Here is a 17,860-nt window from a genome sequence, read left to right on the forward strand (position 1 = left end):
GATCCTGTCCGAAGAGGCGCTCTTGCGCCGTGCGGCCCCATCTGCTTCCGGGGGCGGTCCCGGAACCGCGCTCCGCCCCCTCGGACACGGCGCAACCCCTGGCCGCTCAGACCGGCGGCCAGGGGATCGACGGCCATTGACCGCTCGGCTCCGGGTGCCGCCCCGTCGCCCTCAGCCCCGCCACGCGGGCCCGCAACGCCTCGATCTCGACTTCGGTGATCAGCTCGCCCAGCCGGGTGACGAGCGGGGTCCCGGGCGCGAGTTCCGTACCCAGCCGCTCGACGACCTCGACGGCCTCGGCCGTCAGCGGCTCCCCCGCCCACCCCCAGAGCAGCGTGCGCAGCTTGTCGTCGGCGTTGAAGGTCACACCGTGGTCGATGCCGTAGAGCCGGCCGCCGGGCGCGGGCAGCAGGTGGCCGCCCTTGCGGTCGCCGTTGTTGATCACGGCGTCGAGGACGGCCAGCCGTCGCAGCCGCGCGTCGTCCGCGTGGACCAGCAGGGCCGTTCTCCCCCCGCCGACCTCGGCGTGGGCGACGGCCTTCCAGCCCTCCCCGGGCTCCTCGTCCTCGACCAGTGCGAGCAGCGGCGGCTCGGCCGCCCCGTCGTCCTCGTCACCCTCTGCGTCCTGGGGTTCCGCCTCGATCCACAGCTGGCACATGCCCTCGCCGTACGGACCGTCCCGCAGCACGGTGGGCGGCACGAGGCCCCAGCCGGTGGCCTCGGAGATCTCGTAGGCGGCTACCTCGCGCGCGGCGAGCGTGCCGTCCGGGAAGTCCCACAGGGGCTGTTCGCCGGCCACGGGCTTGTAGACGCAGGCCGCCTCCTCGCCGTCGCGCGCGACCGTGCAGTACAGCACGGCGTTGGAGGCCCCGCGTATCTGTCCGAGGACGGTGAGCTCCCCCTCGGCGAGCAGGGCGACCAGCTCGGTGCCGGTCAGGCTCCGCGACGGTATCCGTTCTGGCGCGGGCATACGTGTCCTTCCGGGTCGAGCGGCAGGCTGCACAGCGGGCACGGCGGACGCCCGGCGTTCACCACGTCCAGCGCCCGTTTGGCGAAGGCCCGGGCCTGCGCGCCGCTGAGACGGACCCGGAGCATCGGCGGACCGTTCTCCTCGTCCTGGAGCAGCCGCTCCTCGGCCTCGGCGAGGTCCTCGTCGGAGTCCACGTCCAGCTCGACCAGCGCCTGCGCCTCGACGATCATGCGCTGTTCCTCGCCGTCCCAGGCGAGCGCCATCGTGCCGACCCGGAACTCCTCCTCGACGGGGACGTCCAGGGGCGCGGTGTCGGTGACGTCCATCGGCGCCACGGCGGGCACCGGGGAGTTTCCGCCGGTCCGCCGCACCACTTCGTCGAGCAGCTCGTCGATCCGCTCGGCGAGTGCGGCGACCTGGGTCTTCTCCAGGGCCACGCTGGTGACACGTCCGCCTGAGGATGCCTGCAGGAAGAACGTACGGCGTCCAGGCAACCCGACCGTACCGGCCACGAAGCGGTCCGGGGGGTCGTAGAGGAACACCTGACGGGACACGTCCTGTCTCCCTTGAGATCGACGGTGGATGGGGGCGGCCGGGTCCGCGGGAGGTTCCCCGGGGCAAGGCGCCTACGGAGCGTCCACCCTACTGCGCGAAGCGATCACGGCGCCCCAGCGCCGCCGCCGACAGCCGCGTCGGCGTCCGCCTCCGGGCGCCCGCCGGGGTCCGCCGGACCGGGATGCTCGCGCGGCGCCAGCGATCCGAGATCCCCGGTGTCGCCGAGCCGCAGCAGGAAGGGCCGCAGCCTGGTGTAGCGGATCGCGGTGACCGAGCAGGGGTCGGCGTGGATCCGCTGGAAGAGGTCGAGGTGCATGCCGAGCGCGTCGGCGACCAGCGCCTTGATGATGTCGCCGTGCGAGCACATCACGTAGACGGCGTCGTCGCCGTGCCCGGCCTCGATGCGGGCGTTCCAGTCCCGCACGGCGTCGACCGCGCGCGCCTGCATGCCGCGCATCGACTCACCGCCGGGGAACGCCGCGGCCGACGGATGCTGCTGCACGACGCCCATCAGCGGTTCGTCGGCGAGTTCCGCGAGCTTGCGCCCCGACCAGTCGCCGTAGTCGCACTCGCTGATCCGCTCCTCGGTGTGCAGTTCCAGCTCCGGCCGGGCGGCGAGCAGCGGCCGCAGGGTCTCCCGGCAGCGCTGCAGGGGGCTGCTGACGGCCGCGGCCAGCGGCAGACCGGCGAGCCGTCCGGGCAGTGCCGCGGCCTGTTCGGCACCGCGCTCGTCGAGCGCGACACCCGGGGTGCGGCCCGCGAGCACCCCGGCCGTGTTGGCGGTGGAGCGTCCATGACGTACGAGGATCAGGGTGGGCATACGGGCCAGCGTAGGCCGCCGCCGGTGGTGAGGTGCGCCCAGGACCGCGGCAGGGAAGAATGCGCGCCGTGATCGTGGACTGTGCCATCTACCGGGACGGGCGCCGCACCGACGGCCCCGCCGACCTCTCCGACGCCCTCGACGAGGCACGGGCCACCGGGGACGCGTTCCTCTGGATCGGGCTGCACGAACCGACGGAGAAGGAGTTCGCGCTCGTCAGCAGCGAGTTCGGACTGCATCCGCTGGCGGTGGAGGACGCGCTGAGCGCACACCAGCGCCCCAAGCTGGAGGTGTACGACGACTCGCTGTTCGCCGTCATCAAACCGGTGGTGTACGAGCAGGCGAGCGACAGGGTCACCGCCGACGAGCTGATGGCCTTCATCGGCGATTCGTTCGTCGTGACCGTCCGGCACGGGGAGGGCGCGCCGCTGGCCGCGGTACGCCGTCGGCTGGAGGCCGAGCCCGAGGTGCTCAAGCACGGGCCGACCGCGGTGCTGTACGCGATCAGCGATGCCGTCGTCGACCACTACATAGAGGTGGCGGGCGAGCTCCAGGTCGACCTGGAGGAGCTGGAGACCGAGGTGTTCGCGCCGACCGGCGTCGGCGACACCAAGAGCACCGCGGCCCGCATCTACACCTTCAAGCGGCAGATCCTGGAGTTCCGCCGGGCCGCCGGGCCGCTGAGCGCCCCCATGGCCCGGCTGGCGAGCGCGGACGTGCCGTACGTCCACGAACACTCGCAGCCGTTCTTCCGCGACGTCGGCGACCATCTGACGCGCGCCAACGAGTACGTGGAGGGGCTGGACCGGCTGCTCTCCGACATCCTCTCGGCCCATCTGGCCCAGGTGGGCGTGCGGCAGAACGACGACATGCGCAAGATCTCGGCCTGGGCGGCGATGGCCGCCGTGCCGACGATGGTGGCGGGGATCTACGGCATGAACTTCGATCACATGCCGGAACTCCGCTGGGTGTGGGCCTATCCGGCGGTGATCGCGCTGATGGCCGCCGTGGTCTTCGGGCTGTACCGGCAGTTCAAGCGCCGCGGCTGGCTCTGACGGGCGGGCCGGCGCCCGGCCCGTGTTCAGGCGAGATCCGGCTCCGGCGCGGCGGGGCCGCCCAGCGCGTCGCGCCGCTCGGGCTGCTCCAGGCTCACCATCCGCCGCCACCCCACGGACCGTTCGTACGCGTAGACGCCGTGGATCCCGGCGGCCAGCACCGCCGCCCTGGCCCGGGACCAGCCCAGGATGCGGCCCATGTGATCCATCACCGCGAGACTGACGTCGCGGTACACCCGGATCTCGGCGAGCGCGCACTCGCGCAGGATGTGCTGGATGGTGCGGCCGTGTCCGGACCGGGCGAAGCGGAGCAGTTCCTCGTGGCAGTACGCCAGGTGGTTGTCCTCGTCGTCCGAGATCATTCTCACGGCGCGGCCGAGGTCGGGGTGGTCGGCGAAGTACTTGCACAGCAGGGCCATCTGCTCGGAGGCGCGCTGCTCGGTGACCCGGCTGTGGGCGAGATAGGTGATGATGTCGCGCTCGGAGAGCCGCTCCTCGCCCCGCAGTTGCTCATGGGCGAGGCCGATGCCGTACTTCTCCAGCAGCATCGTGTAGTCGGTCTCGTGCGGGACCTCCGCGGGCCGGAGCCCGCGCTTCCTCAGCAGCGCGTCGAAGATCCTTCCGTGCTTGTCCTCGTCGGCGCCGTGCCGTGCGATCTTGGGCGCCAGGGCGCGCTGGCTCTCGGGCACCAGGGCGGCGATGCGGCCGTTCTCCCAGCCGCCCTGGGACTCTCCGCCGGCCGCGATGGAGCAGAACAGCCGGAACGACTCGTCGTCGTCGAGAATCTCCTGGAACAGGGTTCTTGCCGAGAGCATCACTGCCACCTCCGTGCGCGTCCGCCGAGCGACAGTCAAGTGCGGAGCACCCACCCGGGCAACAGGAACGGGCCCCGGCTACGCCGGATGGGGCGCGTGCCGCCGTAACCGCCGGACCGTGCGCGCGTTGATATGCGTAACGGCCGTGGCGGGGAGGCCCCGAGCCCCCACCACGGCCGTAGTGCTGCCCTGTGGTGCGGGCGAGGCTACGCGAGCCCGGAGCGTTCCAGTGCCTCGGTGCCGGCCCGCAGGGCCGTGAGCCGCTCGTCGAGGGTGAACCCGGCCGGGGCCAGGGTCAGCGTCGTGACACCCGCTTCGGCGTAGGCCTGCATCCGCTCGGCGATCCGCTCGACCGGGCCGAGCAACGAGGTCTGGTCGATCAGCTGCTGCGGCACCGCGGCGGCGGCGCCGTTCTTGTCCCCGGACAGGTACTTGTCCTGGATCTCGGCCGCTTCCTTCTCGTAGCCCATGCGCTGCGCGAGCTGGTTGTAGAAGTTCTGCTTGCGGCTGCCCATGCCGCCCACGTACAGGGCGGTGTACGGACGGAAGATGTCCGCGAGGGCGTTGACGTCGTCGCCGACGGCGAGCGGCAGGGTCGGGCAGACGTCGAAGCCCTCCATGGTCAGACCGGCCTTCTCGCGGCCCGCCCGCAGGTACTTCATCGCGGTGTCCTCGAGGTGCTCGGCGGAGGGGAAGATCAGCAGCGCGCCGTCCGCGATCTCGCCGGTCTGCTCCAGGTTCTTCGGACCGATCGCGGCGATGTAGAGCGGGATGTGCTCGCGCTGCGGGTGGACGGTCAGCTTGATGGGCTTGCCCGGACCGTCCGGCAGTGGCAGCGTCCAGTGCTGCCCCTCGTACGAGAGCCGCTCGCGGGACATCGCCCTGCGGACGATCTCGACGTACTCCCGGGTGCGGGACAGCGGCTTGTCGAACTTGACGCCGTACCAGCCCTCGGAGACCTGCGGCCCCGACACGCCGAGGCCGAGCCGGAACCGGCCGCCGGAGAGCGAGTCGAGGGTGGCTGCGGTCATCGCCGTCATGGCGGGCTGGCGGGCCGGGATCTGCATGATCGCGGAGCCGACGTCGATGGACTCGGTCCGGGCCGCGACCCAGGAGAGCACGGTCGGCGCGTCGGAGCCGTACGCCTCGGCCACCCAGCAGACGTCGTAGCCGAGCCGGTCGGCCTCCTGGGCGACGGCGAGGTTGTCGCCGTCCATTCCCGCGCCCCAGTAACCGAGATTGATGCCGAGCCGCATAGCCGCTCCCCTTACCGATCAGTAACGTCCCTGGGTTCCGGACTCTAGCGCGCGGCGACGTGATCCGGCAGGGGCGACTTGACGCCGGGTTGTCCACAGGCTTCCGCCGAGTGGGGTTCTGGCCAGTAATCTCAGCCCCCATGGAGCAGAGGCATCTCGGCCGCACCGGCCTTCGAGTGTCCCGGATCGGGCTCGGCACCCTCACCTGGGGCCGGGACACCGATGAGCACGACGCCGCCGAACAGCTGAAAGCCTTCTGGGAGGCGGGCGGCACACTGGTCGACACGGCCGATGTGTACGGCGGCGGGGAGGCCGAATATCTGCTCGGGCAGCTCGTCGGCGGCCTGGTGCCGCGGCACGATCTGGTCATCGCGACGAAGGCCGGCAGCGTGGCCGACCCGTACCGCCGGTTCGACGGCTCGCGCGGGCATCTGCTGGCCGCGCTGGACGCCTCGTTGGAACGGCTCGGCACCGACCACGTGGATCTGTGGCAGATCCACGCCTTCGACCCGGTGACTCCGCTGGAGGAGACCCTTCAGGCGCTGGACCTCGCGGTGACCAGCGGGCGCGCCCGGTACGCGGGGGTGTCGAACTTCTGCGGCTGGCAGCTGGCCAAGGCGGCGACCTGGCAGCTCGCCTCGCCCGGGGTGCGCACCCGGCTGGCGAGCACCCAGATGGAGTACTCGCTCCTGCAGCGGGGCGTGGAGCGCGAGGTGCTGCCCGCCGCCCTCGATCTCGGTCTCGGCCTGCTGCCGTCCTCCCCGCTGGGCCGCGGGGTCCTCACCGGGAAGTACCGGTCGGGCACTCCGGCGGACTCGCGCGGCGCCTCGGAGCTGCTGGCCCCGTTCGTCGAGCCGTATCTCGACGAACCGGCGGGCCGCATCGTGGACGCGGTGGCGACCGCGGCGGACGGGCTGGCGACGACACCGCTCCAGGTGGCTCTCGCCTGGGTGCGGGACCGGCCCGGGGTGGTGGCCCCGATCGTCGGCGCGCGCAACGCGCAGCAGCTCGCGGAGGCGTTGTCAGTGGAGGCGCTTAGTCTTCCTGACGAGATCTGCCAGGCGCTCGACGATGTGTCGGCGCCCGTGCACCGCTATCCCGACCAGGACTGGAGCACGCTGTGACTGCGCTTCCCCGGGGGGAAACCTCCGGTTCCCCGGCCGCCGACGACGACGTCGTCGCGACCCCCTCCGCCACCGTGCCCGCCCCGCCCGCCGGGGACGGGAACGGGGACGATTCCGGAAGCGGGGAGGACTCCGGGGACGGGAACGGTTCCGACGACGGGAAGGGGTCGGGAGACGGGGACGGTTCCGAGGACGCGCCGGAGGCCGCGCCCGCGGCGCTCAGCGAGGCCGAGGCCGAGCTCGCCGCCCAGCGGGAGCTCCGGGAGCGGATCGAGAAGCGCAAGGCCGAGAAGGAAGGCCCCATCGCCGCCGGGGGGAAGCTGAGCGGCAGGGCGGCCGATCTGCTGGCGGCCGTGCGCGCGGTGGAGAGCGGCGAGCAGCCGGCCACCTCGTTCTTCGACTCGCCGGCGCCCGCCGCCCCGCGCCGGACCGCGCCCACGCCCGCCCCGGCCCGCCCCCGCGCTCCCGAACCGGCACGGGCGCCGCAGGGCGCCCCGCCGGAGGCCGTCGCCGCGACCGCCGCCGTGCTGGCCGAGGGCGGGGCTCCGGCAGCGCTGGCGGGACCCGCGGCCGAGGTCCTCGGGGCGCAGGCGGCCGACATCCTGCGCGCCGACCCCTGGCAGCTGCTGACCGTGCCGGGCGTCAGGCCCGAGCAGGCGGACGGATTCGCACGCGCACTGCTCGGGGCCGAGTGCGGCCCGGACGACGAGCGGCGGACCGCCGCCCTGGTGGGCTGGCTGCTGGAACGGGCCGCGCTGCGGGGCCACACGGCGCTGGATGCCTCGGAGGTACGGGCCGCGCTCGCCGAGCGCTCGGTGGCCGACCCCGACGCGGCCGTGCAGCACGCCGTCGCCGAGGGAGTCGTCCTGGTCTTCCAGGACGGCCAGGAGGACCAGGGGGACCAGGGGGACCAGGGGGACCAGGACGGTCAGGAATCCGGTCCGTCCGCGGAGCCCGGCGAGGACACCGGGAACGAACCGGTGCAGGTGCTGCTCGGCCTCGACCGGTACGCGCTCGCCGAGGAGAGCCTCGCCGACGGCCTGGCCCGCCTGGTCAACGCCTGCGAGAAGGACGCCGACTGGACGGAGGCGGCCTCCGCCGCGGACTCCCCGTCGGCGGCCGAGCTGATCCGCGCGGTCGCGGCCCACGGCCTCGTGGCGCACACCGGGGGCGAGGCGGCCAGGGCCGAGCCCGCCGCCCTGATCACCGCGGCCCGCGACCTCGGGCTGCGTGCCCTGGGGGCCGTGCACAGCGCCGACGGCAGGCGCCGGCTGGCCGAGGCGACCGGCGATCCGGGGACGGCCGTCACCCTGGCCGGTCTGCTCTCGGGCGAACAGGGCCCGGGGCGGGACGAGGAGGGGGCTGTCGCCGTCGACCTGCTCGTCGTGCTGGACGCCCCGCAGCTGGACGTCGAGACCGCCGCGAACCTGGTCGAGTCGCTGGCCGACGGCACCCGTCTGGTGCTCAGCGGCGATCCCGGCGTGCTGGGTTCGGCCGGGGCGGGGCGGGTGTTCGCGGATGTGCTCGCGGCCCGTGCGTGCCCCCAGATCGTCTCCCGCACACCGGATCCGGGACCGATCGGCGAGCTGGTCTCCGGCATCGGCATCGGCGAGCTGAACCAGGTCGACGCGCCCGGCAAGGAAGTGGTGATCGTCCCGGTCCGCGATGCGGGCGAGGCGGTGCACCGCACCGTGCAACTGGTTGCCGACTCGGTGCCGCGCGCCATCGGCGTACCGCCGTCCGACACCCAGGTGATCACCGTCGGCCACGGCGGCTCGGCGGGCACCCGGGCGCTGAACGCGGCGCTGAAACAGCGGCTCAACCCCGGACCGGGCCGGTTCGGCGGTTTCGACCCGGGCGACCGCGTCGTCCACGTCCCGGCGCCCGGCAGGGCCGTGCCCGCGGTGGTCGTCTCGGCGGACGCCGAGGGCCTGCGTCTGGACTGCGCGGGCACGGAGGTCGTCGTGGCCCAGGAGCGGGTGGCGTCCTGCGTGCGCCACGGCTGGGCCCTCAGCGCCCACCAGGCGGCCGGGATGCGGTGGCCCGCGGTGGTCGTCGTGCTGCCGGGCGACGCGGCACAGGGGCTGAGCCGCTCCTGGGTGTACACCGCTTTCAGCCGCGGGGAGCGGCATCTGTCCGTGGTGCACGGGGTGGATCAGGCGCTCCAGCGCGCCGTCGCCCAGTCCCCGGCCCAGGACCGCACGACGCGGCTGCGCACCCTGCTGGAGACCGCGGCCCGCTGACCCGGGCCGGCGAGGACCTCACCGGACGGGCTCGGTCGCGAGCCCGTCCGGCCGGCGGATCAGGAGCCGTCCACCACCAGGCGGGCCGGTTCCTCGTCCGGTTCGTCCTCGTCGAAGACGGCGCTGACGTCGAAGCGGCAGACCACCAGTTGGGGATCCGCGTCGTCGAAGGGCGCGCCGAGCCATTCCCCCGCCTCGGGGAGCTCCTCGGCGGCGGTGACCCAGAGCGTGGAGTCGCCCTCCTCCAGGCCGAACTCCGCGTGCCGGGAAGCGATCTCGTCCGGTTCGTACTCCCCGAAGAGCACTCCGAGCGCCGCGTGGACGCTGGAGCCGACCACGGCGGCGCTCCCGGCGCGTTCGTCCTGGTCGAGGTCGGCGATCCGCTGGGCCTGTGCGAGCAGCCTCGGTGGCTCCACCACCGCGTAGTCGCGCCGGATGAGAACGCTGAGTGCGTTCGGCTCCTCGGGGCCGGTGTACGGCGGCAGTGAATCCTCCGCACCCGGGATCTCGAAGGGGGTGACTTCGTCGTATCGGTCGTAGAGCAGTTCGTCGTAGAACTCGGCGGCAGCGGCCAGCGCGTTGAACGCGTCGTAGACGGCCGCGTCGTCGTCCCCGGTCCGGCGTTCGACGGCCGCGAGGTGGTGGTCGAGCGCGGCTTTGACCGCCTCGGCGGCGGCGCGTACCTCGGCAGCCGTGGGCTGCGCAGCATCAGACATAGTGCAGACGCTATCCGTACACGGCCTCTGCCCGCACAATAGATGCGATGCCGGAATACGAATTTGTCGATGTGTACGTACCGCGCGGGGTGTCCCGGAAGGAGACGGCCCGCCTGCTGACCGACCATGCCGAGTACGGTCACTGGGAGTTGGACCGGCTGACGCTGCGCCACGACGGCAGCCGCAGGGTGCGTCTGCGACGGCGGATCATCCGCCAGCTCCGGGCCACGTGGTGAGAGAGGGCGGGTCCCGCAGTCGCGGGGCCCGCCCTCTTTCGTCGTACGCGTGTCGCCGTCCCGGGCCCCTGGGGCCTAGGCGGCGGCCCGGGCGCGGCGGTAGAGCACCGTGCCCGCACCCGCCAGCAGCAGGCCCGCGCTCGCCGGGATCAGCAGGTCGAGCCCGCCCGCTCCGGTGTGTGCGAGCTGCACGACGTTCTGTTCCTCGGGCACGTTGGGCACGGCCGGCTTCTCCGGCGCCGGGGGCTTGTGCTCGGTGACCGGGGTGACAGGCGTGACCGGAGTGACCGGCGGCGGCGTGACGACGTCCGTGCTGTTCCCGCAGTCGTTGCCGAACGTGGGGTTCAGCAGACCGCCGATGGTGATGCTGTTCCCACAGGCGTTCACGGGGATGTCGATGGGCGCCTGGATGCTGTTGCCGGACAGCACCCCCGGCGAGCCCTTCGCGACGCCCTGGGTCGTCGCCCCGCCGCCGATCGGGGCCCGGTGCTTGCCCGAGCCGGGCCGACTCGCCTGGGTGAGGTCGCCGGAGACGTGACTGCCGGAGACGTGCTTGCCCTGGGAGTCACCCTGCGAACCGTTTCCGCAGGTGTTCCCGAACGCCGGGTTGAGCAGTGCCACGACGTCCACGGAGTTGCCGCACACGTTGACCGGGACGTGGACCGGGATCTGTACCGAATTCCCTGACAGCACCCCCGGGGAATTCGCCGCCTCGCCGGACGCTCCCGCGTCCGCGTGCGCATAGCCGCCGCTCAGCGCGATTACGCCGCCCGCTGCCGCCATGGTGATCAGGCCTTTACGCGTGACCTGTCGCATAGGTTGTTCCTGCCTTCTACCTTCCGGAATACCCCCGGACTTGACCGTGCGGGGGCGGGGTACCCAGCGGCCCCGGAGCGCATGGCGTGCACTTCGGGGCCGACCGGATTCAAACCCTTACGGGTTGACGCACAACGTCAGGCGTTGATGCAGGTGTTGCCGAAGGTGGGGTTCAGCAGCCCGATCACGTCGACCGTGGTGCCGCACAGGTTCACCGGGACGTGGACGGGCACCTGGATGTCATTGCCCGAGATCACGCCGGGGCTGCCGACAGCGGCGCCCTGGGCACCGGAGTCCGCGACGGCCATGCCCGCACCCGCGAGCACCAGACCACCAGTGACAGCCGCAGCAGCGACGATCTTCTTGATCATTGTTCCTCCTAGTTGGCAATGCGGTCCCAGCCGCGGACCGCATCACTTGTAACGAGGAAGAGCTAATCGGGCTACGAGCGTGTGGCCCCTTTCACTCGTTCCGGTCAAATACGCACATGCTGCCGATTGTTGGTGCGGAAAGTCGGTGGAAAACCGGCAAGACGTCAGCAGTTGTCGATGAAACGGTCGAGCACCCGCACGCCGAACTTCAGACCGTCCACCGGCACACGCTCGTCCACTCCGTGGAACATGCCCGCGAAGTCGAGCTCCGGCGGCAGCTTCAGCGGGGCGAATCCGAAGCACCGGATGCCCAGGTCGTCGAAGGACTTGGCGTCGGTGCCGCCGGAGAGCATGTAGGGCACGGCACGGGCGATCGGGTCCTCCGCCTTCAGGGCGGCCTGGATGGCGTCGACGAGCGAGCCGTCGAAGCCGGTCTCCAGCGCCTTGTCGCCGTGCACGTCCTCACGCTTCACCCGGGGCCCGAGGATGCGGTCCAGATCGGCCAGGAACTCGTCCTCGTAACCCGGCAGGAACCGGCCGTCGACATGGGCGGTGGCCTGGCCGGGGATGACGTTCACCTTGTAGCCGGCGCCGAGCATGGTGGGAGCGGCGGAGTTGCGGAGCGTGGCGCCGACCATCTTGGCGATGCCGCCCAGCTTGGCGAGCGTGGCCTCCATGTCCTCCGGGTCGAGCGGGGTGCCGAGCGCGTCGGACAGCTCGTCCAGGAAGGACCGCACGGTCTTGGTCACCCGGACCGGCCACTTGTGCCGCCCGAGCCGCCCGACCGCCTCGCACAGCTCGGTGATCGCGTTGTCGTCGTTGGTCATCGAGCCGTGACCGGCGGTGCCGTCCACGGTCAGCCGCATCCAGTGCATGCCCTTCTGGGCCGTCTCGACGAGGTAGAGCCGCAGTTTCTCGTTCACCGTGAAGGAGAAGCCGCCGACCTCGCCGATCGCCTCGGTGACCCCCTCGAAGAGGCCGGGATGCTTGTCCACGAGGTACCGCGCGCCGTAAGTGCCGCCCGCTTCCTCGTCCGCGAGGAAGGCCAGCACGATGTCGCGCGGGGGCTTGCGGCCGCTGCGCATCCGGTCGCGGACGACCGCGAGGGTCATCGCGTCCATGTCCTTCATGTCGACCGCGCCCCGGCCCCACACGCAGCCGTCCGCGACCTCGCCGGAGAACGGGTGGTGCGTCCAGTCATGGGCATTGGCCGGAACCACGTCGGTGTGGCCGTGGATCAGCAGCGCGGGCCTGGACGGGTCCTCGCCCTCGATCCGCGCCACGGTCGAGGCACGCCCCTTGTGGGACTCGAAGATCTGCGGCTCCAGCCCGACCTCGGCGAGCTTCTCCGCGACGTACTCGGCCGCGCCGCGCTCCCCCGGTCCCGAGTGGTCCCCGTAGTTGCTGGTGTCGATCCGGATCAGTTCACGACAGAGGTCGACGACCTCGTCCTCGCCGGAGCCGGTCCGGGCCGTGCTGGTCTCGCTCACGCTGCTTCCTTCCACCGTCACTGTGGTGCTCCCCCTCATCCTCCCGCGCCGGGCCCGCGGGCCCAAGGGCACCCACCCCTCGTCATGCGCCCTTCATACGGTCCGGGGCGTGATCGAGCACCCCCGAATGTTTGCTATTGTTTTCCACGTCGGAACGGGCCGGAGCCCGCGAGACAGACACCTTGTCCGGGTGGCGGAATGGCAGACGCGCTAGCTTGAGGTGCTAGTGCCCTTTATCGGGCGTGGGGGTTCAAGTCCCCCCTCGGACACAGAGCAAGTGCCGATCAGGAAATATCCTGATCGGCACTTTGCGTTGCGCCCCGAGCGAGGAGTCCCCGTGATCCGCACACACGCGCCCGCCCTGCCCTGGTACGAGGACATGGAGCCCGGATCCGGCGGGCTGGAGCCGCGCGCCTGGTACGCGGACTCGGACGCCGGTCGGATGTCTCTGAACGGGGAGTGGCGCTTCCGGCTCTCGCCGGGCGCCGCCACCCGGGACGAGTCGTTCGCGCGCCCCGGGTTCGACGCCTCGGGATGGGCGACGGTCGGGGTTCCCGGGCACTGGGTTCTCCAGGGGGCCGGCGGCGCTCCCGCCTACACGAATGTGGCGTACCCCTTCCCCGTCGATCCGCCGAGGGTGCCGGACGCGAATCCGACCGGGGACCATCTGCGGACCTTCGACCTGCCTGCCGGGTGGCCCGGGGACGGGGACGTGGTGCTGCGCTTCGACGGGGTGGAGTCCTGTGCCCGGGTCTGGCTCAACGGCCGGGAGCTGGGCGACTTCAAGGGGTCACGGCTGCCGCACGAGTTCTCCGTCGGCGGGCTGCTGCGGGCCGAGGGCAATGTGCTGGCCGTCCGGGTGCACCAGTGGTCGTCGGGGAGCTATCTGGAGGACCAGGACCAGTGGTGGCTGCCCGGGATCTTCCGGGACGTGACGCTGCTGGAGCGGCCTCGCGGTGCACCGGGGGACTTCTTCGTGCACGCCGGGTACGACCACCGCGACGGGTCCGGGACGCTGCGGGTGGAGTGCGAGGGGGCCGAGGGCCGGGTCCTCGTGCCCGAACTGGGGGTCGATGCCGCGACGGGCGAGGCGGTGACCGTCGCGGTCGAGCCGTGGACGGCCGAGACGCCCCGGCTGTACGACGGGGAGCTGGTGACGTCCGGCGAACGGATCGGGCTGCGGGTGGGGTTCCGCAGCGTCGTGGTCGAGGACGGGCTCATCAGGGTCAACGGGCGGCGGGTGCTCTTCCGCGGGGTGAACCGGCACGAGTTCCATCCGGAGACCGGGCGGACCGTGGACACGGCGACCATGCGGCGCGATCTGGTGCTGATGAAGCAGCACAACGTCAACGCCGTGCGGACCAGCCATTACCCGCCGCACCCCGCCTTCCTCGATCTCTGCGACGAGCTGGGGCTCTGGGTGATCGACGAGTGCGATCTGGAGACGCATGGCTTCTCCGGCCCGGAGTGGCGCGGCAACCCGGTGGACGACGAGCGGTGGACCCCGGCACTGCTCGACCGCGCGGCGCGGACGGTGGAGCGCGACAAGAACCACGCGTCGGTGATCATCTGGTCGCTCGGCAACGAGTGCGGCACGGGGCGCGGGCTGAGCGCGATGGCCGAGTGGATCCGGGGCAGGGATCCGGAGCGGCTGGTGCATTACGAGGGCGACCTGTCCTGCCGGGACGTCGACCTGTACTCGCGGATGTACCCGACGCACGCAGAGGTCGAGCTGATCGGCCGCCGGGCGGAGGAGCCACTGGCCGACGCGGAGGCGGACGCGCGGCGGCGGGCGATGCCGTTCCTGATGTGCGAGTACGCGCACGCGATGGGGAACGGTCCGGGCGGGCTCCGGGAGTACCAGCGGCTGTTCGAGCGGTACGAGCGCTGCCAGGGCGGCTTCGTCTGGGAGTGGATCGATCACGGCCTCGCCCACCCCGAGCACGGCTTCGCGTACGGCGGGGACTTCGGCGAGGAGCTGCACGACGCCAATTTCGTCTGCGACGGACTGCTCTTCCCCGACCGCACCCCCTCCCCCGGGCTGGCCGAGTACAAGAAGGTCGTCGAGCCGGTGCGGATCGAGCTCCTTGCCGGTGCGGGCTCGGTCCGGATCACCAACGGGTACGACTTCGCGGGCTCGGCCCACCTGGACTTCGAGTGGTCGCACGAGGTGGACGGGGTGCCCGTCGGATCCGGTGTGCTCGACGTGCCGGAGCTGGCCCCCGGTGGCTCGGCCGGGGTGCCGTTGCCGATGGCCGGTGCCGGGGTGTGGACCGTACGGGCGGTGCTGGCTCGGGACACCGCCTGGGCCGGGCGCGGGCATGTGGTGGCGTGGGGACAGACGGAGACGGGCGCGGCCGTCGCCCCCGCCGCCCCGGTGGGCGCGCGGCCGGTGCGGGGCGCGGGGGCGATCACCCTCGGGCCCGGGGTCTTCGACCCGGCGACCGGGGCGCCGGTGCGGCTGGGGTCGGTGCCGGTGGAGGGGCTGCGGCTGGATGTGTGGCGGGCGCCCACCGACAACGACAACGGTGCGGCGTGGCTGCCGGAGGAGCGGTACGGGGTGCGGTGGCGGGAGCTGGGGCTGCACCGGATGCAGCACCGGACCGACGAGGTCGAGGCCGGTGCGGACCGGCTGCTCGTACGGACCAGGGTGGCTGCGGCCGGGGCCGGCCCGGGGCTGCGCGCCTCGTACCGGTGGACGGCCGACGGGGAACGGCTGGGGCTGGTGGTGTCGGTGGTGCCGGAGGGCGAGTGGCGGGTGCCGCTGCCCAGGCTGGGCATCCGGTTCGGGCTGCCCGCCGCGTACGGCGGGGCGCGGTGGTTCGGCGGCGGGCCCGGTGAGGCGTACCCGGACACCCGGGCCGCCTCGGTGCTCGGCCGGTGGCGGATGTCCGTGGACGGGATGCAGACGCCGTACGTGCGGCCGCAGGAGAACGGGGCGCGGGCCGGCGTCCGGTGGGCGGAGCTGACGGACGACGGCGGTGCGGGGCTGCGGGCCGAAGGAGGTGCGCCGTTCTGGTTCACCGCGCGGCGGTGGACGAGCGAGGAGCTGGACGCGGCGGAGCACCGGACGGGGCTGCGGGCCGGCGGGACCGTCTGGGTCAATCTGGATCACGCGGTCCAGGGCATCGGGTCCGGCTCGTGCGGTCCGGGCGTGCTGCCGCAGTACCGGCTCGACGCGCGGGCCGCGGAGTTCTCCTTCGTGTTCACACCGCTGGGCTGATCCGCGCTGGGCCCGGTCGTCGAACTTCCGCGCGGCAGAAGGCAGTTCCACGGCAGGGCCCGGGCCCCCGATCCGCGCTCCGGGGGCGACGACGTACCATCGGGGCTTTGCGCGATCTTGGTTCTTCGCGGGGGGCATGTGATGAGCGGCAGGCGCGGAAGGCGCGGCGCGACAGTGGCCGGGGTGGTCGTCGGGGCGGTGCTCGTCTCCGGTATCGGGCTGTGGGCGACGGACAGTTGGCCATTCCGGGAGAGTTATTGCTGGGGGGCGTGGGAGCAGGACAGCGGTGCGGACTTCCTGGGTGACGACGGGCTCGCCAAGTCCGGCTCCGAGCGGAACGCGACCGAGTCCGCGCCGCCCTCCGCCTCCCGTCACCACGCCAGTTGCACGGTCACGGTGACCTCGACGGTCCCTGACGACGACTCGGACGAGCCGCTCTCCTTCAAGGAGCAGGTCACCGTCGAGTACGGTCCGGTCCCCACCGGGGCCGAGGACCGACGTGCCTGGATCGCCCGGTACTTCGACGGCTCGGGTGCGCGACTGCCCGACGGGCTCGACGGACTGGTCGCCGGTGACCGGGCCATGCTGGTCCTGCCCGAGGCCTGCGACGTGGACGGCAGGCCGGCCACGGTGACGATCCGGAGCGCGAGCACCGGTGACGGCCATCTGGGCAAGGTGGCCATGCCGTTCACGATCGGCACCCGGTCCGCAGTCACCGGGATGCTGCTGGAGGCCGCCGACACCGGTATGCGGAAGGCCGGTTGCGCTCCGGAGAAGCCGCTGCGCACGACCTCGCCGTTCGTGACGGTCCCCGAGGACACCGAGTCCGCCCGGAGCCCGCTGTGCCGGATCCCCGGTGTCACGCTCGACTTCGGAAAGGGCTCCGCCTACCAGGAGAAGGTGGGCGTGGTCGACGAACGGCTCCAGACGTGTTCGGTGGTGTGGCGCGCGCGGGGTCTGCCCGACGAGCAGGCGGCGCAGTACGTGATGACGGCCGAACCTCGCCTGGTCGCCCTGTTCGAGGGCCTTCCCGAGGGTGTCGGCGACGGGCTCGTGCGCACCCAGTGCCACGGACGGCGGACGGTGTTCTACGCGGACCTCGTCTCCGGGCTGAAGGGGGCGGGCCGGCCCGACGACCGCACGGTGTTCACGCGCTTCACCGAGTCCGTGGGCAGGCGCATCGGATGCGGGACCGGTGAGGGCGCATGAGCGACGAGGGCTCCGTGGAGAACGGGGCGACGGAAGTGGACGGCGGGAACACGACGGACCCCGCCGAGGGAACACGGGAGCACGATCCCGGTCAGGACCCGTCGTCCGCGCAGCCGGAGCCCGCCCCCGCGCGCGTGCCGGTCCTGCGCCGCCTGCTGCACAGCCGTACCGCCCGCGCGGTCACCGCCGCCGGGCTGGCCGGTGCGCTGCTCGGTGCCGGCGCGGTGGCCTGGCGCACGGACACGCTGCCGCTGGTGGGGCCGGCCCCGTGCTGGGACTCGCTCGGCGACGCGGCCGTGACGGGCCTCTTCGGTGACCGCAGGACCGAGGTCGAGGAGCAGGTCCTCCAGGCCGATCCGGTGGGCCGGGGAGACTCGTACGGGCAGTGCCGCATCACCAGCTACAAGGACGACAGGGCCCGGCGCCAGGTGACCCTGCGGGTGCACCGGCTGGACGGGCTGTACGGCACGGACGGGCGCGACTGGCCCGCGGAGTTCCTCGCGGCCGACATGGCCTCGCTCGGCGACGGGCTGCCGGGGCTGGCCTCGTCGTCGCGCGCCTGGCTGGCACTGCCGCAGAGCTGCACCGGGCGGGACGAGTTCACCGGCCCCACCGTGGTGGACATCGCCATGGGGCCGACCGGACTCGGCCTCGGGTCGGACTACGAGCGGGAGGACCGTACGGCGCTGACGCGTGCGCTGGTGGAGGCCACCAACGGGGTCATCCGCGACTTCGGCTGCTCCGGTGCGTACCGGACACCGCGCGCCCTGCCCGCCCCGAAGGAGCGCGAGCAGGCGGATGCCGCAGCCTTCTGCGGCATCAAGGGCTTCACGCTTCCCCGGGCGCACCGCGAGGATCTGGCCCGCACGCATGTCGGTGGCGACGGCGGGCCCGCCCGGGTCTGCGAGGCCGGTGGCTCCTACGACCCCGCCGTGCGGCTGACGACGGTGACGGACCCGGC

16 protein-coding genes and 1 tRNA gene are annotated in these 17,860 nt (G+C 72.5%); 8 read left to right on the plus strand and 9 right to left on the minus strand.

Annotated features, from left to right (window positions below; all coding sequences use genetic code 11):
- Positions 1-106: 106 nt before the first annotated feature.
- From ACWCPY_RS38695 to ACWCPY_RS38705, 3 genes are all read right to left on the minus strand, one after another.
- On the minus strand, positions 107-970 hold the full coding sequence (locus ACWCPY_RS38695; RefSeq protein ID WP_451273187.1) for an SCO1664 family protein: 864 nt from the start codon (positions 968-970) through the stop codon (positions 107-109).
- Positions 934-1,524 carry a DUF3090 domain-containing protein gene (locus ACWCPY_RS38700; RefSeq protein WP_072484378.1) on the minus strand — a complete coding sequence of 197 codons (591 nt, stop codon included), beginning with the start codon at positions 1,522-1,524 and terminating at the stop codon, positions 934-936. The genes ACWCPY_RS38695 and ACWCPY_RS38700 overlap by 37 nt, the downstream gene beginning before the upstream one ends.
- A gap of 104 nt (positions 1,525-1,628) precedes the next feature.
- Complete coding sequence (locus ACWCPY_RS38705; protein ID WP_451273190.1) at positions 1,629-2,345, minus strand: histidine phosphatase family protein; 717 nt, start codon at positions 2,343-2,345, stop codon at positions 1,629-1,631.
- A gap of 59 nt (positions 2,346-2,404) precedes the next feature.
- Between ACWCPY_RS38705 and corA the strand changes: the two genes are divergently transcribed.
- The gene (corA, locus tag ACWCPY_RS38710; RefSeq protein WP_451273192.1) at positions 2,405-3,400 is read left to right on the plus strand and encodes a magnesium/cobalt transporter CorA; all 996 of its coding nucleotides are present in this window, start codon (positions 2,405-2,407) and stop codon (positions 3,398-3,400) included.
- A gap of 26 nt (positions 3,401-3,426) precedes the next feature.
- Here the strand turns inward: corA and ACWCPY_RS38715 are convergent, their stop codons facing one another.
- Both ACWCPY_RS38715 and ACWCPY_RS38720 read right to left on the minus strand, forming a co-directional pair.
- The gene (locus tag ACWCPY_RS38715) at positions 3,427-4,215 is read right to left on the minus strand and encodes a ferritin-like domain-containing protein (RefSeq protein WP_451273193.1); all 789 of its coding nucleotides are present in this window, start codon (positions 4,213-4,215) and stop codon (positions 3,427-3,429) included.
- Between the two features lie 206 nt (positions 4,216-4,421).
- Positions 4,422-5,471 carry an LLM class F420-dependent oxidoreductase gene (locus ACWCPY_RS38720; protein WP_451273195.1) on the minus strand — a complete coding sequence of 350 codons (1,050 nt, stop codon included), beginning with the start codon at positions 5,469-5,471 and terminating at the stop codon, positions 4,422-4,424.
- A gap of 140 nt (positions 5,472-5,611) precedes the next feature.
- Here ACWCPY_RS38720 and ACWCPY_RS38725 point away from each other — a divergent pair, with 140 nt between their 5' ends.
- Positions 5,612-6,595, plus strand: coding sequence for an aldo/keto reductase (locus tag ACWCPY_RS38725; protein ID WP_451273197.1), 984 nt, complete (start codon positions 5,612-5,614; stop codon positions 6,593-6,595).
- Positions 6,592-8,838 (plus strand): ATP-dependent DNA helicase, encoded by a 2,247-nt coding sequence (locus tag ACWCPY_RS38730; protein ID WP_451273199.1) that lies wholly within the window; start codon positions 6,592-6,594, stop codon positions 8,836-8,838. The genes ACWCPY_RS38725 and ACWCPY_RS38730 overlap by 4 nt, the downstream gene beginning before the upstream one ends.
- A gap of 59 nt (positions 8,839-8,897) precedes the next feature.
- On the opposite strand, the gene ACWCPY_RS38735 is transcribed toward ACWCPY_RS38730, so the two are convergent.
- Complete coding sequence (locus ACWCPY_RS38735; RefSeq protein WP_451273201.1) at positions 8,898-9,554, minus strand: hypothetical protein; 657 nt, start codon at positions 9,552-9,554, stop codon at positions 8,898-8,900.
- 47 nt (positions 9,555-9,601) lie between these two features.
- Here ACWCPY_RS38735 and ACWCPY_RS38740 point away from each other — a divergent pair, with 47 nt between their 5' ends.
- The gene (locus tag ACWCPY_RS38740) at positions 9,602-9,790 is read left to right on the plus strand and encodes a DUF5703 family protein (RefSeq protein WP_072484370.1); all 189 of its coding nucleotides are present in this window, start codon (positions 9,602-9,604) and stop codon (positions 9,788-9,790) included.
- A gap of 75 nt (positions 9,791-9,865) precedes the next feature.
- Here ACWCPY_RS38740 and ACWCPY_RS38745 read toward each other — a convergent pair whose 3' ends face one another.
- The 3 genes from ACWCPY_RS38745 to ACWCPY_RS38755 all read right to left on the minus strand — a co-directional run bounded on the left by ACWCPY_RS38745 (position 9,866) and on the right by ACWCPY_RS38755 (position 12,467).
- Positions 9,866-10,606: a chaplin gene (locus ACWCPY_RS38745; RefSeq protein ID WP_451273203.1), complete on the minus strand. Its 741-nt coding sequence runs from the start codon at positions 10,604-10,606 to the stop codon at positions 9,866-9,868.
- 137 nt (positions 10,607-10,743) lie between these two features.
- Positions 10,744-10,977 (minus strand): chaplin, encoded by a 234-nt coding sequence (locus ACWCPY_RS38750; protein ID WP_451273205.1) that lies wholly within the window; start codon positions 10,975-10,977, stop codon positions 10,744-10,746.
- 164 nt (positions 10,978-11,141) lie between these two features.
- Positions 11,142-12,467 carry a M20/M25/M40 family metallo-hydrolase gene (locus ACWCPY_RS38755; protein WP_451273207.1) on the minus strand — a complete coding sequence of 442 codons (1,326 nt, stop codon included), beginning with the start codon at positions 12,465-12,467 and terminating at the stop codon, positions 11,142-11,144.
- Positions 12,468-12,651: 184 nt separating this feature from the next.
- Here ACWCPY_RS38755 and ACWCPY_RS38760 point away from each other — a divergent pair.
- From ACWCPY_RS38760 to ACWCPY_RS38775, 4 genes are all read left to right on the plus strand, one after another.
- A tRNA-Leu gene (locus tag ACWCPY_RS38760) sits at positions 12,652-12,736 on the plus strand.
- A 110-nt stretch (positions 12,737-12,846) separates the two neighbouring features.
- Positions 12,847-15,690, plus strand: a complete 2,844-nt coding sequence (locus ACWCPY_RS38765) for a glycoside hydrolase family 2 TIM barrel-domain containing protein (protein WP_451273213.1) — start codon at positions 12,847-12,849, stop codon at positions 15,688-15,690.
- A gap of 141 nt (positions 15,691-15,831) precedes the next feature.
- Positions 15,832-16,899: a hypothetical protein gene (locus ACWCPY_RS38770; protein ID WP_451273209.1), complete on the plus strand. Its 1,068-nt coding sequence runs from the start codon at positions 15,832-15,834 to the stop codon at positions 16,897-16,899.
- Positions 16,896-17,860, plus strand: a 965-nt coding sequence (locus ACWCPY_RS38775; protein ID WP_451273211.1) for a hypothetical protein, incomplete at its 3' end; no start/stop codon positions are given. The genes ACWCPY_RS38770 and ACWCPY_RS38775, both read left to right, overlap by 4 nt.

The organism is Streptomyces sp. NPDC002403, assembly GCF_053593015.1.

Excerpts from the sequence above, each read along its gene's own strand:
- ACWCPY_RS38695 (WP_451273187.1), bottom strand. The coding sequence starts at position 970 with ATGCCCGCGCCAGAACGGATACCGTCGCGGAGCCTGACCGGCACCGAG.
- ACWCPY_RS38705 (WP_451273190.1), bottom strand. The coding sequence starts at position 2,345 with ATGCCCACCCTGATCCTCGTACGTCATGGACGCTCCACCGCCAACACG.
- corA (WP_451273192.1), top strand. The coding sequence starts at position 2,405 with ATGCGCGCCGTGATCGTGGACTGTGCCATCTACCGGGACGGGCGCCGC.
- ACWCPY_RS38715 (WP_451273193.1), bottom strand. The coding sequence starts at position 4,215 with ATGCTCTCGGCAAGAACCCTGTTCCAGGAGATTCTCGACGACGACGAG.
- ACWCPY_RS38720 (WP_451273195.1), bottom strand. The coding sequence starts at position 5,471 with ATGCGGCTCGGCATCAATCTCGGTTACTGGGGCGCGGGAATGGACGGC.
- ACWCPY_RS38725 (WP_451273197.1), top strand. The coding sequence starts at position 5,612 with ATGGAGCAGAGGCATCTCGGCCGCACCGGCCTTCGAGTGTCCCGGATC.
- ACWCPY_RS38735 (WP_451273201.1), bottom strand. The coding sequence starts at position 9,554 with ATGTCTGATGCTGCGCAGCCCACGGCTGCCGAGGTACGCGCCGCCGCC.
- ACWCPY_RS38740 (WP_072484370.1), top strand. The coding sequence starts at position 9,602 with ATGCCGGAATACGAATTTGTCGATGTGTACGTACCGCGCGGGGTGTCC.
- ACWCPY_RS38745 (WP_451273203.1), bottom strand. The coding sequence starts at position 10,606 with ATGCGACAGGTCACGCGTAAAGGCCTGATCACCATGGCGGCAGCGGGC.
- ACWCPY_RS38750 (WP_451273205.1), bottom strand. The coding sequence starts at position 10,977 with ATGATCAAGAAGATCGTCGCTGCTGCGGCTGTCACTGGTGGTCTGGTG.
- ACWCPY_RS38765 (WP_451273213.1), top strand. The coding sequence starts at position 12,847 with ATGGAGCCCGGATCCGGCGGGCTGGAGCCGCGCGCCTGGTACGCGGAC.
- ACWCPY_RS38770 (WP_451273209.1), top strand. The coding sequence starts at position 15,832 with ATGAGCGGCAGGCGCGGAAGGCGCGGCGCGACAGTGGCCGGGGTGGTC.